The organism is Microbacterium sp. Leaf436 (genome assembly GCF_001424715.1).
Lineage (GTDB): Bacteria > Actinomycetota > Actinomycetes > Actinomycetales > Microbacteriaceae > Microbacterium.
In genome coordinates this window covers 94943-110266 of the sequence record NZ_LMRB01000003.1, presented here as the reverse complement: position 1 = coordinate 110266, position 15324 = coordinate 94943, and the positions used below count along the sequence as shown (strand labels likewise).

10 protein-coding genes are annotated in these 15324 nt (G+C 72.5%); 6 read left to right on the top strand and 4 right to left on the bottom strand.

What is annotated here, in order from left to right; all coding sequences use genetic code 11:
* Positions 1 to 120: 120 nt before the first annotated feature.
* Both ASG45_RS09425 and ASG45_RS09420 read right to left on the bottom strand, forming a co-directional pair.
* Complete coding sequence (locus ASG45_RS09425) at positions 121 to 3408, bottom strand: ATP-dependent DNA helicase (RefSeq protein ID WP_055837831.1); 3288 nt, start codon at positions 3406 to 3408, stop codon at positions 121 to 123.
* Complete coding sequence (locus tag ASG45_RS09420) at positions 3405 to 6590, bottom strand: ATP-dependent helicase (RefSeq protein WP_082516549.1); 3186 nt, start codon at positions 6588 to 6590, stop codon at positions 3405 to 3407. The genes ASG45_RS09425 and ASG45_RS09420 overlap by 4 nt, the downstream gene beginning before the upstream one ends.
* A gap of 259 nt (positions 6591 to 6849) precedes the next feature.
* Between ASG45_RS09420 and ASG45_RS09415 the strand changes: the two genes are divergently transcribed.
* Complete coding sequence (locus ASG45_RS09415; RefSeq protein WP_055836269.1) at positions 6850 to 7074, top strand: DUF3107 domain-containing protein; 225 nt, start codon at positions 6850 to 6852, stop codon at positions 7072 to 7074.
* A gap of 11 nt (positions 7075 to 7085) precedes the next feature.
* Positions 7086 to 7373 carry a hypothetical protein gene (locus ASG45_RS09410; RefSeq protein WP_055836266.1) on the top strand — a complete coding sequence of 96 codons (288 nt, stop codon included), beginning with the start codon at positions 7086 to 7088 and terminating at the stop codon, positions 7371 to 7373.
* Positions 7374 to 7443: 70 nt separating this feature from the next.
* On the opposite strand, the gene ASG45_RS09405 is transcribed toward ASG45_RS09410, so the two are convergent.
* Positions 7444 to 8160, bottom strand: a complete 717-nt coding sequence (locus ASG45_RS09405) for a ferritin-like fold-containing protein (RefSeq protein WP_055836262.1) — start codon at positions 8158 to 8160, stop codon at positions 7444 to 7446.
* A 148-nt stretch (positions 8161 to 8308) separates the two neighbouring features.
* Between ASG45_RS09405 and ASG45_RS09400 the strand changes: the two genes are divergently transcribed.
* Complete coding sequence (locus tag ASG45_RS09400; RefSeq protein WP_055836260.1) at positions 8309 to 9751, top strand: DEAD/DEAH box helicase; 1443 nt, start codon at positions 8309 to 8311, stop codon at positions 9749 to 9751.
* Positions 9752 to 9980: 229 nt separating this feature from the next.
* Here ASG45_RS09400 and ASG45_RS09395 read toward each other — a convergent pair whose 3' ends face one another.
* On the bottom strand, positions 9981 to 10841 hold the full coding sequence (locus ASG45_RS09395; protein WP_055836257.1) for a PHP domain-containing protein: 861 nt from the start codon (positions 10839 to 10841) through the stop codon (positions 9981 to 9983).
* A gap of 88 nt (positions 10842 to 10929) precedes the next feature.
* On the opposite strand from ASG45_RS09395, the gene ASG45_RS09390 reads away from it, so the two are divergent.
* The 3 genes from ASG45_RS09390 (at position 10930) to ASG45_RS09380 (ending at position 15312) form a co-directional block, all read left to right on the top strand.
* Positions 10930 to 11961 (top strand): endonuclease/exonuclease/phosphatase family protein, encoded by a 1032-nt coding sequence (locus tag ASG45_RS09390; RefSeq protein WP_055837825.1) that lies wholly within the window; start codon positions 10930 to 10932, stop codon positions 11959 to 11961.
* A gap of 124 nt (positions 11962 to 12085) precedes the next feature.
* Positions 12086 to 13534, top strand: coding sequence for an aminopeptidase P family protein (locus tag ASG45_RS09385; RefSeq protein ID WP_055836255.1), 1449 nt, complete (start codon positions 12086 to 12088; stop codon positions 13532 to 13534).
* Complete coding sequence (locus ASG45_RS09380) at positions 13531 to 15312, top strand: gamma-glutamyltransferase family protein (RefSeq protein WP_055837822.1); 1782 nt, start codon at positions 13531 to 13533, stop codon at positions 15310 to 15312. Before ASG45_RS09385 ends, ASG45_RS09380 begins: the two co-directional genes overlap by 4 nt.
* Positions 15313 to 15324 lie beyond the last annotated feature (12 nt).

Here is a 15324-nt window from a genome sequence, read left to right as displayed (position 1 = left end):
GCCGCAGCCGTCGCGCCGGTCCGCACCGCGCTCGACGCGGGTGAGCCGCTCGCGCAACGCTCGACGTGAGCGACCCGCCCGCGCCGCACTCAACACGCGCGCCCCTTCCGCGAGGCCGCCTCAGCCGCGCAGCACCAGCTCGTCGCCGACGTAGAACAGCGCGACGTCGATACGGTCGAGGTCGATCCCGTGCTTGGCGTGATACGCCTCGCGGTAGAGCTCGAGCTGCAACATGCGCGCGGTGCGTTCGGCCTCGGTGCGCGGCGGACGACCGGTCTTCCAGTCGACGATCTCGTAGCGGTCCCCGCGCCGGTAGACGGCGTCGAGTTTGCAGATGACGACGTGTTCGCGGCCGTCGAGCCGCGTCGTGACGAAGTCGATCTCGGTCTCGACCTCGAGCGGCATCAGCGGCGCCCATTCCGACCGCTCGAAACACGCGCGCAGGCGCTCGAGTTCGGCCGCGTCGGCGGCCGATGCGCCCGCCTCGTCGTCATCCCACAGCGCGTCGTCGTCGAGGCCGGTCCCCGCGCCCACCAACCCCGATCGCTGTTCGACCCAGGCGTGGAACAGGGTGCCCAGGCGCGTCTGACGGTAGGGGCGCTCCGGGAGGGGCCGGCGGAGCGCCTCGACCGCCTCGCCGTAGTCGGCGACGAAATCCTTGAATCGAGAAGCGGGGATGCGCGTGGGCGCGGGCGTGTGGGCCGGACGCAACCGGTCGGCACGCTCGGCGAGAAGCAATGCGAGGTCGGGATCGGCATCGACCGGTCCCGACGTACGCGCGGCGTTCACCGCGGCTGCGGCAGCCGAGACGGCCGTGCGACGCGACCCGAGCGGGTCGAGCGGCCAGTGCAGCACACGACGCTCCCCGTCGTACGGATCGTCGCCCGGATCGCCGATCTCGAGGTCGATGCCGAGCGCTTCGGTCGCCTCGTCGAGGAACACGCTCGGGCGGCGCGGGCGCTTCGTCCCCGACCAGCTCGATCCCGACAGCATGAGATGGTCGCGGGCGCGGGTGAAGGCCACGTAGGCGAGTCGGCGATCCTCGTCGAGTTGCCGCGCCCGGTTGTCGGCGACGAAGGCGTCGATGGCGGCCTTGAGGTCTTGCTGCGTCTCGGCACCGCGCCACCCGAACACGGGAAGCCAGGCGGAATCACCACGGAACTCCGCGGGGAGGATGCCGAACCCCAGCCATCCCTTCGTGTCGCGTGCCAGCGAGGGGAGCTCGTCGGTGACCAGGCGCACCACCGAGACGGCATCCCACTCGAGCCCTTTCGAGCCGTGGATCGTGAGCAGTTGCACCACGTCGTCTTCGGGCGGCTCGGTGCGCGGGGCGAACTCGTCGGCCTGCTCGGCGTGATCGAGCCACGCGAGCAGGCTCGACACCGACCCCGACTCGTCGGCGGCGAGGAAGCCGCGGATCTCGTCGACGAACGCGCGCAATTGCGCCGAGGCGATGCGGGCGGGTCCGCGTGATTCGTTCGCGGCGAGCTCGATGTCGAGACGCAACTCGACCTCGATCAATCGCAGGAGCTCCGGGATCGGTGCGCCGACGCTGCGCCGGAGCGCCGCGAACACGGCACCGGCGTCGCGCAGCCGCGCGCGCCCCTCGGGGGTGATCTCGGCCAGCCAACCGTGGCCGTCGGTCTGACGCGTGAGGAAGTCGAGCGCGTCGACGAGCGAGGCCCGGTCGGCCCCCGGCGTGGAGCGCAGTCGGTCGACGACCTCGGGGGCGAGGGGCTGCAGGCCGACGTCATGCGTGGCGAGGCGTCGTGCCAACTGCGCCAGGGCGCGAAGATCGGCCAGGCCCACGGCCCACCGCGGGCCCGACAGCAATCGGATCAGCGCCGATCCGGCCTCGGGGTCGCTGATGACCCGCAGGGCCGAGACGACGTCGACCACCTCGGGGGTGGTGAGGAGCCCCCCGAGACCCAGGATGCGATGAGGGATTCCGCGGCGACCGAGCGCGTCGCCGAAGCGCACCATGTGCTTCTTGCTGCGGAAGAGGATCGCGCCCGTCGTGGGGCGTCCCTCGGCCGCGCGGGCGGCGCGGACCCCGACGAACCACGACGCGACGCGATCGGCTTCGGCGTCGAGGTCGTTCTCGAAGACCACGTCGACGACGCCTGCCGGCGCGCCGGGGCGCGGGGCGAGTTCACCCACCTCTACCGCCGCGCGCGCGGCGAGGGGGGCGAGGACCGCGTTGGCCGCCCGCAGCACCGCCGCGCTGTTGCGCCAACTCGTCAGCAGCGCGAAGTGCCGGCATCCCCCCTCCGGGGCGAAAGCGGCGGGGAATCCGCCGAGGTTGCCCGCGCTGGCGCCCCGCCACCCGTAGATGGCCTGGTGGGGATCGCCGACCGCCATGACCCCGGTCCCGCCGAACAGCGTCGCGAGCAGGTCGGTCTGCACGACCGAGGTGTCCTGGTACTCGTCGAGGAGCACGACCCGATAGCGCGCGCGGAGTTCGGCGACCACCGCCGGGTGCTCCCGGGCGATGCGCAGCGCGCCCGCCACCTGATCGGCGAAATCCATCACCCCGACGCGGGCCTTCTCGCGGTCGTAGTCCGCGGCGAGGGCGGCGAGAAGCGAAAGCGCCGACACTTTCGCCGCGGCGTCGCCCACCTCTTTGTAGACGCTCACGCGGGCCGACGTCGAGGGGCGCTCGACGATGCGCGCGAACTCGTCGGGGAACGCGGCGAGACGCTCGAGGTCGACCAGGTTGTCGACGCCGTCGCGCGCGATGCGCAGGGCGGCGTCGATCAACGTGCGCGGGGATTCCTGTCGCTCCTCGAGTCTCGGGTCGTCGGAGGCGAACACCACGCGCCGCATGAGCAACCAGGCCGCCGACTCCGACAGAACCGCCGATTCGGCGTCGCGGCCGATGCGCACGCCGTGCTCGCGCACGATCCCGTCGGCGAAGCTGTTGTAGGTCGAGACGGTCGGCCGGTGCAGCAGCTGGTCGCCGTCGTGGGCGTCGTCGGCGTGCGCACCGACCTCGGCGGCCAGCGCGTCGAGCGCCTCGCGACGAGCGGCATCGCCGCGGGCACCGTCGAGAGGCGCCAGGTCGGCGAACACCGAGAGCCGACCGGCCTCGTGCAGGGCCGGGAGGAAGGGCAGCAGTCCGCGCGCCTCGAACTCGGCAAGTCGCTGCAACCGCCGCTGGATGCGCTCGGCGAGCTCACCCGCGGCCTTGCGGGTGAAGGTGAGTCCGAGGACCTCGTCGCGGCGGACGAGGCCGTTCGCGACGAGCCACACCACGCGTCCGGCCATCGTCTCGGTCTTGCCGCTGCCGGCGCCCGCGACCACCAGCGCCGGGGCGAGCGGGGCTTCGATCACCGACGTCTGTTCCGACGTCGGCGGGAACTGCCCGAGGGCCGCGGCGATGACCGCCGCCGAGACGGTGGCGCTCACGAGGCGCTCACCGCCGACACCGTGTGGATGCGGCACAACCCGTACGAGAACTCGTCTCGGCAGTGCACCTCGTAGGGCGCGGCGAAGCTCGTGCCCCGCATCACGCCGACGGCGCGCTGCACCCGGCTGACGAAATCGGCACGCTGCGCGTCGTCGAACGGCTTCTGCAACGGCTCGGCGTACTCTTTCGTCGCCGCGGTCGGGCGCAGCACGAGCAGCTTCGCTCCTCCCGGGGCGAGGCCGGCGACCGGCTCGATGGCACCCGACGAGAACGCCAGCTGGTACGCGGCGAGCTGCGGGTTGTCGGCGACCTTCGCGTCGGTCTGCGGTTCGTTCTTGCCCGTCTTGAGGTCGACGATCACCACCTCGCCGCTCGGCGTCAGCTCGACGCGGTCGATGTCGCCGCTGAGCACGGCGCGGTGCTCCGCGGCGTCGTCGAGGGGGATGGGCACCTCGAAGTGCCGCTCGGCGCCGATCAGCCGCCCACCCGCGTCGTCGAACCGGCGAAGGTAGGTCGCGAGCCGTCGCACCAGTTCCCGGGCGCGCGTGCGTTCCGCCCGCTCACGCCATACGGCGTCGAAGACCAACTCGCCCCAGCGCTCGTCGACCACGGCCCACAGGTCGCTCTCGGAGATGGATGCCGCGGTCTCGAGCGCCGCATGGATGATCGTGCCGATGCCCGCCGTCGTGCCGCCTCGGTCACCGCCCAGATCGGCGATGACCCAGTCGAGCTCGCACTCTTCGAGGGCGTGGAGGCGCGACGGCGAGACCCGCACGTCTTCGCGGGTGAGGTCGCGCAGCGGCGCGGTCGAAGTCGGTGCGGCGACGCCGTACCACTCGTCGGGGGCCGCACCGGCCACCCCCGCCGCCGCGAGGACGGCGAGCTGGCCGGCGGCGTGGGCGCGGTCGCCCGGCGAAACCCGCGGCACGGTGAGCGCACGCCGATGACGCGCGACGAGTCCGCGCAACGACAGGGGGTGCTCGGGGATCGCCGAGGCGGGCTCGGGGGTGGGGAGCATCTCGAACAGCACGCTCGGACCGGTGTCGTCGTCGTCGACCGCCGTGACCACGAGCCGCGCGTTCGCTCGACTGATCGCGCGCACGAACAGTCGCAACTCGTCGTGCATCGCGGCGCGGCGGCGGTCGAGCATGCCCGAGACGGGGAGGTCGGGCTGCTGGACCGCGTCGGCGAGACGCCACGTCTCGAGCAGACCGCCGCGCAGCCGGGTGTTGGGCCACACACCGTCCTGCACGCCGGCCACGATCACGGTGTCGTACGCGGTGCCGGCCGCGGCGGCGGGCGTGAGCACGCGCACCGTCTCGGTCACGGCGGGCTGCTCGATGCGATCTTCGGCGACGTCACTGTCGAGCACGGAACGCAGGAACACGGCGGCTTCTCCGTCGGGCTCGCGTTCGGTGAACCGCTTGGCCGCCTGGAAGAGGGCGACGATCGCGTCGAGATCACGATCGGCCTGCTCGGCGAGCGGACCGTGCCCCCGCGAGGCCTCGCGCCAGACCCGTGCCAGAGAACTGCGCTCCCACGCGGTCCAGAGCAGTTCGTGCGCCGTGGCCTTCTCCTGAGTCTGCGCCCGCAGGGCCGCCAGTGTCTCGCCCAGTCGAGCCGCACGTCGCCCCTCGCGGGTGTCGACGGTCTCGAGCTCGAGGGGGAAGCGCACGCCCGAGACCAGCAGCTCGCTCGCGGTGCGGGATCCTCCCGCCGACAGCTCGTCGTGGCGGAGCGCGGTGCGAAGGCGCCGGAGTTCGATGGGATCGAGGCCGCCGAAGGTTCCCAGCAGCGCATCGGTCACGGCATCGGCCGCCCACCCGTCGGGGTCACGCATGCCCAGCTCGACGAGCGCGACCAGGTCGCGCACCGGACGCTGCACCCCGAGCGCCAGACCCGGGCCGCTCGAGCGCGCCGGCACCTCGCGCGCCGCGAGCTCGGCCTCGAGCGTGGCCACTTGGCGGGAGTCGTGCGCGATGACCGCGCACTGCGACCAGGGAATCCCGTCGAGCACGTGCCGTTCGCGCAGCAGACGCGCGATCGCGTCGGCCTCTTCGGCGGGAGAGCGCAGCAGGTAGGTGCGCACGGCTCCGGTGGGTGCCGCGCCGACGGGGGCGCGGCGGTGCGCCACGACCCCGGCCGCGCCGATCCGCGCCGCCACCTGCCGCACGAGGTCGATGTGTTCGGGGGTACCGCGGTGCGGCTCCCCCAGCGCGGCCGTCGCGCCCAGCTCGCGCGCGAGCCGAGCGAAATTCTCGGGGGTGGCGCCGCGGAACGCGCCCGAGCCCACGTCGGGGTCACCGAAAGCGACGACACCGATCCCGAGGTCGCGGCAGGCGCGCAGCAGGTCGATGCCGCCCGCGGTGAGCTCTTGCGCGTCGTCGACGAGGACGCAGCGCAACGACGAGAACCGCCCGAGCAGATCGCGCTCCCGGCGCGCCTCACCGAGCACGGAAACGGCCTCGCGGGCCAGGTCGGCGGCGTCGCGGTGCGCTCCGCGCATCGACGCGCGCACCGCGCGGTACTCGTCGGCGAACGAGGCGAGCGAGGCCCACACCGGGAGCTCGTGCTCTTCGGCCAGACGCACGAGGGCAGCGGAGTCGAGGCCCAGGTCGGTGCACTCCGCGAGGAACGCGCGCAGATCGCCGCGAAAACCGCGCGTCGCGCGGATGGTGGTGCCGAGCCACTCCGGCCATCGTGAGACGCCCTCGGCTTCGTCGAGCGCATCTCCGTCGAGCAGGTCGCGGATGATCTGGTCCTCATCGCCGCCGGTCAGCAGCTGGGGTGGTTCGGCACCGCGACGCACCTCGGCTCCGCGCACCAGGTGGAACGCGAACGACGCCAGCGACCGCGCCAGCGCGCCCGAGGTCGCCCGTTCCACCGCGAGGGCGAGCGGATCGCGCAGCGCCGTCGCCGCCGGCCGCGTGGGGGTGAGCACGAGCAGATCGTCGGGGTCGACACCGGATGCCACGAGCACGCGCACGCGGGACAGCAGCGTCGACGTCTTGCCCGAGCCCGGGGCACCGACCACCACACCGCTGGCCTCGGCCGGCCACTGCACCACGGCGCGCTGCGCGTCGTCGAGCCGGTCGAGGGCGATCGCCGCCGGTGATCCACCCGCGAGACCGTCGACGCGGGACACCCCGGAGGCGAGCGCGGCCGCGGCGGAGATCTGCATGGCATCCACGCTAACGGCGACCTCCGACATCACCGGCCGCGCCCGGCCTGCCACGAGGCGCCTCGAGGGACGCCCCTCCCCGAGCGGCGGTCCCGTGCGCCCTGTCACCGCGCCGCTCGCGTGAGAGGCCGCCCGCTCCAGAGCCATCGCGTTCGCCATCCGCGAAGCGGGGGCCCGCGCGGGACGCGGTGTCGGAGGGCTGCCCTAGAGTCGGAAGCACGCGCCGGGCCGACCGCGGCCCGCGGGGAAAGGACGCATCGTGGAGATCCGTATCGGCATCACCAACACCGGCCGCGAGCTGAACTTCGAGACGAACGAGAGCTCGGACGCCGTCAAGTCGGCGGTCGCCGCCGCCCTCGACAACTCCGCCAGCCACGTCGTCTTCACCGATGTGAAGGGCAACACGTACCTGGTTCCGACCGCGAACCTCGCGTTCGTCGAGTTCGGCACCGAAGAGGCCCGTCGCGTCGGCTTCGTCGCCTGACAGAGCGCCCCGTGCAGATCCTGCTCGGTCTGATCGTGGGGGCCGTCGTGGGCCTCGCCGCCCACGTCGTGCTCCCGCATCGACAGCTCCGCGGCGCGGCCCTCGCCCCGTTCGCGGGCGCCGCGTCGGCCGCGATCGTCTGGACCGCCCTCACGTGGGCGGGCCTGGGGATCGACTCCCCCGTGCTGTGGCTGGTCGTCGTCCTCGCTCCCGTGGCGACGACGTTCTCGCTGGTGCCGGTGATCTCGCGCGCGCGGCTGAACCGCGACGCGGCGGATCGCGCCGAGCTCGGCATCTGAGGGCGGTACCGCGCTCCTCGCCCACCCCGATGGCGCGCACCGGCACCGCCGCCCGCCCGTGGCCCGCTTCTTACGCGGCGAGCCCCATGGCATCCATGCGTCGCGCGTGCGCCCCCATCAGGCCGCTGAAGACCGGTTCGACCTTGGCCTCTTCGTCGCGGTCGAGGTGACCGTTGCGCAGGCCGGCGCGAGCCACCAGCAGGGTGTCGCCCACCAGGCGTCGCCCCCACAGTGCGAGCAGCCAACGCCACTCCTCGTCGCTCTGGATCGTGGCGCCGAGGATCTCGACGATGGCCTGGCGGTCGTCGTCGGCCTGCAAAATGCGGGCGACACGTCGCCCGGTCTCTCCGTAGCTCGACGACAGGGCCAGGTAGAAGTCGTCGAGCATGCCGGCGGTGATGTGCACGGTCAGCATCGTCTCTTGCGGACGCACGCCGTGCGTGTTGCGACGGAAGGCGTCGAGCGACTCGCGGAACGGCAGCATGAGCTGGGTGGGGTCGGCGCCGCGCTCGCGGATGAGTCCCACCAGCTCCTGGTGTTTGATGAGCGCCGCTCCGGCCGCGCGTGAGAGGGACTCTTTCTCGGCGAGCTCGGGCGTCGAGGCGATCAGTTCGCTGAGCGTCTCGAAGAAGCCGAGCTGCAGGTACGCGGCCTGCCCGAGAAAGGTCTCGACCTCGGGCGCCAGCTCGGCGAAGTCGACGCGGAGGGCTTCGCCCAGGTCTCCGCGCGAGCGCAGCTGCAGAGTGCGGCCCACGGGGCGCTGACGACGACGAAACCACGCGAACACGCCTACAGCCTAGGCGTCGGGGGCCGTCGAAACACGCCGGGTAGAGTGGAAGAGCCCCGGCGATGGATCGGGGCCCCGCGCCTGCGGACGAGTGAGGGCGTGGATTCGACTCCTCAGGCGGTCTCTCACCGCCGGAACAGGCACGCACATGACCACATTCTCCGATCTCGGTGTCGACCAGGACATCGTCGATGCCCTGGCATCCAAGGGCATCATCGATGCCTTCCCCATCCAGGAGCAGACGATCCCCCTCGGCCTTCCGGGGCAGGACATCATCGGCCAGGCCAAGACCGGTACCGGCAAGACGTTCGGTTTCGGCATCCCCGTCGTCCAGCGACTCGGTCTGAATCCCGAGCCCGGGGTGAAGGCGCTCATCGTCGTGCCCACCCGCGAGCTCGCCGTCCAGGTCTACGAAGACATGGACATGCTCACCAGCAACCGCCCCACCAGCGTCGTCGCGATCTACGGCGGCAAGGCCTACGAGGGCCAGATCGACCAGCTCAAAGCCGGCGCGCAGATCGTCGTCGGCACCCCCGGTCGACTGATCGACCTCGCCAACCAGCGTCTGCTCGACCTGTCGAACGCCACCGAGGTCGTGCTCGACGAGGCCGACAAGATGCTCGACCTCGGCTTCCTCGCCGACATCGAGAAGATCTTCTCGAAGGTCCCGCCCGTGCGGCACACGCAGCTGTTCTCGGCGACCATGCCCGGCCCGATCGTGGCCCTCGCGCGCCGGTTCATGTCGAACCCGATCCACATGCGCGCCAACGACCCCGACGAGGGTCTGACCCAGGCCAACATCAAGCACCTCGTCTACCGCGCGCACTCGCTCGACAAAGACGAGATCATCGCTCGGATCCTGCAGTCGGACGGTCGCGAGAAGGCGGTCATCTTCACGCGCACGAAGCGCGCCGCACAGAAGCTCGTCGACGAGCTCGGCGATCGCGGCTTCAACGCCGCCGCCGTCCACGGCGACATGAGCCAGGAGGCGCGCGAGCGCTCGATGGCCGCGTTCAAGGCCGGTAAGCGCGACGTGCTGATCGCCACCGATGTCGCCGCGCGCGGTATCGACGTCAACGACGTCACGCACGTGATCAACCACACGATCCCCGACGACGAGAAGACCTACCTGCACCGCGCGGGCCGCACCGGCCGCGCGGGCAAGACCGGCATCGCCGTGACGTTCGTCGACTGGGACGACCTGCACAAGTGGGCGCTCATCAACCGCGCGCTCGAGTTCGGCCAGCCCGAGCCGACCGAGACCTACTCATCGAGCCCGCACCTGTTCACCGACCTCGACATCCCCGTGGGCACGAAGGGGCGTCTCGTGACCGCCCCGAAGGCCGTCGTCCCCAAGGTCGAGAAGAAGACCGAGGGCCAGGATGCCGAGGGCGAGCGCGGTCCGCGCCGTCGCCGTCGCGGTGGCGTATCGGGCGAGTCCACCGGTGAGAGCACCCCGCGCGCCGAGGGCGGTGCCGGCACGCACGACGGCGCCGGCAAGGAGCACCACGACGGCAACGCGGCCCCGCGTCGCCGCCGTCGTCGTCGCGGCAGCGGAAGCTCGGGAACCCCGACGGCCCCCGTCGCCTGACCCGCACGTCGACACGGCGCCGATCCCTCCGGGGGTCGGCGCCGTTCTCGTTTCCGGGCGCGCCGGCTGCCGGGAGACGCCCGCATGCGGTGTGCGCGAGCGACGTCGCCGAGCAGCGGAACGGCGAGAGCGAGGTGACGAGCGGAGGGGATGCAACGAGCGGAGGACGCTCGTCACCCCTCGCCGTCGCAGGGATGCTCGCCGCGGCCCCGCCGCCGCCGACGGTTGCCTACGGGAAGACCGGTGCCGTGCCGTGGCCCAGGGCGAAGATGCGCGCGACCATGTCGTCGGCCGTCGTGTTCTCGCCTGGGACGTTGGGTTTGCCGAGGCCGTGGTAATCGCTCGATCCGGTCACGATGAGATCGTGGCGCGCGGCGAGGTCGGCGAGCAGCGCCGTGGGCTCGGGCAGGTTCTCGCGGTGGCCGAGCTCGAAGCCCGCGAGTCCCGCGTCGAGCATCGCCTGCGTCACCCCGTCGGGCAGCAGCGCGCGTCCCGCCGGGTGCGCGACGATGGGCACGCCGCCGGCACCGATCACCAGCTCCACCGCCGTCACCGGATCGGGAGCGTAGAGGGCGACGTAGTAGTCGCCCGCGGGATGCAGGATGCCGGCGAACGCCTCGGTGCGATCGGTCACGATGCCCCTTGCGACCAGGGCGTCGGCGATGTGCGGGCGTCCCACGGTCGCCCCGTCGGCGGTCTGGGCGACGATGTCGCCCCAGGCGATGTCGTAGTCGTGGGAGATGCGTTCGGCCATGATCTGCGCGCGATCGAGGCGCGAGGAGCGGATCCGGTCGGTCATGGCGCGCAGCGCGGTGTCGTCGGGGTCGACCAGGTACGCCAGCAGGTGCACGCTGCGCCACCGGTGGCGGGCCGAGAGCTCCATGCCCGGAACGAACGTCATCCCGAGCGACGACGCCGCCTCGGCGGCCTCGGCCCAGCCCGACGTCGTGTCGTGGTCGGTGAGGGCGGCCGTACGCAGGCCGTACCGGTGCGCGGCCGCCATGACCTGGGCGGGCGGTTCGGTGCCGTCGGAGTGCGAGGAGTGCAGGTGCAGATCGCTCGGCCCCTCGAATCGACGATCATGCTGCACCCGTCGAGCGTAGCGCGCGGTCCCAGGCCCAGGGCATGCCCGGTCGGCATCGGTCGATCTCTCAGACGGCTCCCTTATGGTCGGGTGCGTGCGTCGGCTGTTCGGATTCCTCGTCGCGCTCGTCGTCGCGGCGGGTGCCGCGGTGCTGACGTGGCCGGCGTTCTTCGGCCTGGAGCGCACCTTCCCCCTGGCGCAGATCATTTCGTTCCGCGCCGCTCTGGCCGCCGTTCTGGTGGCCGCGACGCTGCTCATGCTGCTGTTCGCCCTGATCCGTCCGGTGCGGGTGCTCGCTCTCACCCTGGCGCTGGTCCTCGGCCTCGCGGGCGGGATCAACGTCGCCCTGCTCGCGCAGCGCGGCCTCGGCACCGAGGCGCTGCCTGCGAAGACCGACACGAGCCTGCGCATCATGACGTGGAACACCGCGGGCTCGGCCACCTCGGCCGAATCCATCGCCCAGTTCGCCGTCGGCATGCAGGCCGACGTGGTGACTCTGCCCGAGACGACCATCGACACGGGCGCCCGCGTCGCCGAACTCATGCGCGACATGGGTCAGCCCATGTGGGCGCACCACGCCGAGTACGGCGAGTACGGCATCACCGGATGGGATGCCACCTCGACGACCGTGCTGATCAGACCGGAACTGGGCGACTACTCCGTGATCCAGTCCTCGCTCGACGGTTCCAGCAACACCTCGACGGTGCCGAGCGCGGTGGCGATGCCGACCTCGGGCGACGGACCCATCATCGTCGCCGCCCACGCCGTGGCACCGCGCGAGGAGTACATGACCGAGTGGCGTAGCGACCTGCAGTGGCTGGCCGATCAATGCGCGAGCGACAACGTGATCCTCGCCGGCGACTTCAACGCGACGCTCGACCACATGACCGGCATGGGCGTCGACGGCGGAACGCTGGGTCGCTGCCACGACACGGCGTCCGCGAGCGGGAACGGCGGTGTCGGCACGTGGCCGACCGACGCCCCGGCCCTGCTCGGCGCCCCGATCGACCACGTCATGGCGACGCCCGACTGGACCGTGTCGGGCTCGGTCGTCATGCGCACCCTCGACGGGTCGGGCAGCGACCACCGCCCCATCGTCGTCCAGCTCGAGCGCACGGGCGGCTGAGCCGCCCCGCCCGAGCCCGTCGACGGATTCGGCACGCTCCCCGCGCACCCTCGGCCGCCGCGCTCCCGAGCCCGCTTCTCGCCGTGGCCATGCGATCCGGGCCCGGCGGTGCGAGACTGGAACGATGGATGCCCCCTCCACCAGCGACACGACCGCGCAGACCGCCGAACCGCAGACCGTCGAGAACCCGACGCCCGAGCAGACGCCCGCCGCACCGAGCAATCGCAAGGCACCGTTCCCCCGCGGCTTCCTCGACACCATCTCGACGGGCTGGGCCGAGCACCCGGTCGAGCTCCCCGAGGCGCGTGAACAGGCCGCGTGGGCCGCGCGGCGACGCGAGCGCGTGTCGCAGGCGTTCCCGGGCCGCCGCGTGGTGATCCCCGCGGGCGGTCTCAAGCAGCGCAGCAACGACACCGACTACCCGTTCCGCGCGCACTCCGCCTTCGCGCACCTCACCGGGTGGGGCAGCGACGCCGAGCCCGACTCGGTGCTCGTCTTCGAGCCGCGCGACGAGGGCCACGAGGCCGTGCTCTACTTCCGCGAGCGCGCCGACCGCACGACCGCGGAGTTCTACTCCGACGCCACCGTCGGCGAGTTCTGGATCGGCCCGCGCCCCGCGCTCGACGGCGTCGCGGCCGACCTCGGCATCGCCACGGCCCACCTGCACGACTTCGCCGTCGGCGACGACGACCGCACGCTCGACGACGACGACGAGGTCACCCGCTTCGTGTCGGAGCTGCGCCTGGTCAAAGACGAGTACGAGCTCGCCCAGCTGGCCCTCGCCGTCGAGGTCACGGGCCGCGGCTTCGACGACATCGTCGCGGAGCTGCCCCGCATCGTCGAGCATCCGCGTGGCGAACGCATCGTCGAGGGCGTGTTCCACCAGCGCGCGCGCTCCGACGGCAACGCGGTCGGGTACGACACGATCGCGGCGTCCGGTCCGCACGCGTGCTACCTGCACTGGACGCGCAACGACGGGGCAGTGAAGCCCGGCGACCTCATCCTCATCGATGCCGGGGCCGAGGTCGACAGCCTCTACACCGCCGACATCACGCGCACGCTGCCCGTCTCGGGCACCTTCACCGACGTGCAGCGCCGCATCTACGAGACCGTGCGCGAAGCGGCCGACGCCTCGTTCGCCGCGGCCGAGGTGGGCGTGCCGTTCCGCCGCCTGCACGAGGCCGCGATGGAGGTCATCGCCGCCCGCGTCGCCGAGTGGGGCCTGCTCCCCGTCACCGCCGACGAGGCGCTGCAGGCCGAGACCGGCGGTCAGCACCGCCGTTACATGGTGCACGGCACGAGCCACCACCTCGGCCTCGACGTGCACGACTGCGCGCAGGCCCGACGCGACATGTACTACGACGGACTGCTCGAGCCGGGGATGGCGTTCACCATCGAGCCGGGGCTCTACTTCCAGATCGACGATCTGACGGTGCCCGAGGAGTACCGCGGCATCGGTGCGCGCATCGAGGACGACATCGTGATGACCGCCGACGGTCCCGTCAACCTGTCGGCCGACATCCCCCGCACCGCCGACGAGGTCGAGGAGTGGATCGCGCGGTCGTCGCGATGACCTTCACTCCCCCGTCTTCGTTCACCACGCGGCCGACCCTTCGCGGCACGTTCGGCATGTCGGCGTCGACGCACTGGACCGCGACGGCGACCGCTCAGGCCGTCCTCGAGCGCGGCGGCAACGCGTTCGACGCCGCGGTGGCGGCGGCCTTCGTGCTGCACGTCGTCGAACCGCACCTGAACGGCCCCGGCGGCGACCTGGTCGCGCTCGTGCGCCCGGCCGGTGCCGCCGAGCCCCTGGTGCTCATGGGCCAGGGCCCGGCCCCGGCCGCAGCCACCATCGAGCACTTCGAGGGGCGAGGCCTCGACCTCGTACCCGGCGCCGGTGCGCTGGCCGCGACCGTTCCCGGCGCGGTCGACGCGTGGCTGCTGCTGCTGCGCGATCACGGCACGTGGGAACCCGCCGATGTCCTCTCCTTCGCCATCGGCTACGCGCGCGAGGGACACCCCCTGGTCGCGGGGGCCGCCGCCACCATCGGCCGCGTCGCCGACCTCTTCCGCGCGCAGTGGCCGTCGTCGGCAGAGCTCTGGATGCCGGACGGCGAGGTGCCGTCCGCCGACACGCTCATGCGCAACCCGGCGTGGGCCGGGGTCCTCGACGAGCTGATCGCCGCCGGCGACACCGCCGCCGACCGCGCGGGGCGTATCGACGCGGCGCGCGAGCACTGGATGACCGCCGTCCTCCCCCGGGCGGCGGAGTTCGTGCGCACCCCGCACCGGCACTCCGACGGCGCCGATCACCCCGGCGTCCTGGACGCCGCCGACCTGGCGTCGTGGCGCGCGGGTTACGAACCCGCGGTGACGGCGCGCTTCCGCGGGTGGGACGTGTACAAAGCCGGCACCTGGTCGCAGGGTCCCGCCCTGCTGCAGGTGCTGCGCATGCTCGAGACCGCCGAGGACTCCCAGCTCGACCCGGCCACCGCCGAGGGAGCGCACCTGCTGCTCGAGACGCAGAAGCTCGCGTATGCCGACCGTGACGCCTGGTTCGGCGACGCGGACGGCGTGGTCGAGGTGTCGGCGCTCCTCGCCGACGACTATCTCGCCCAGCGTCGGGAACTCATCGGCGACCGCGCCTCGACCGAGCTGCGTCCGGGAGCGCCCGAGGGGCACGCCCCGACGCTGCCTCCGTTGCGTGCCGACGTGATCGCCGCCGCCGGGGCGACCGGCGAACCCACGGTCGACCGGTCGGGTCAGACGCGCGGTGACACCGTGCACATCGACGTGATCGATCGCTGGGGGAACGTCGTCTCGGCCACACCGTCGGGCGGGTGGCTGCAATCGTCGCCGGTCGTCCCCTCGCTCGGTTTCTGCCTGGGCACGCGCCTGCAGATGACGTGGTTGCAGCCCGGGCATCCGGCATCCCTCGTTCCGGGCCGACGCCCGCGCACCACTCTCACTCCCACCCTGCTCAGCCGCGGCGACGAGGTCACGGCGATGGGCTCCCCCGGCGGCGATCAGCAGGACCAGTGGCAGCTGCCGGTGCTGCTGCGCATGCTGGTGGGCGCGTATTCGCCGCAGCAGGCGATCGACGCCCCCACCCTGCACACCACCGCCGTGGCCGATTCGTTCTGGCCCCGCAGCTGGTCGCCCGCGGGCGCGGTCGTCGAGGACCGCCTCGGCGACGAGGTCATCGCCGAGCTCGAACGGCGCGGGCACCGCGTGCGCCGGGCCGGAGACTGGGCGCTCGGGCGCGTCAGCGCCGTCGGGCGGGATGCCGAGGGAATTCTGTGGGCGGCGGCCAACCCCCGCGGAGCGCAGGGCTACGCCGCGGGGCGCTGACCGGCCGCCGGA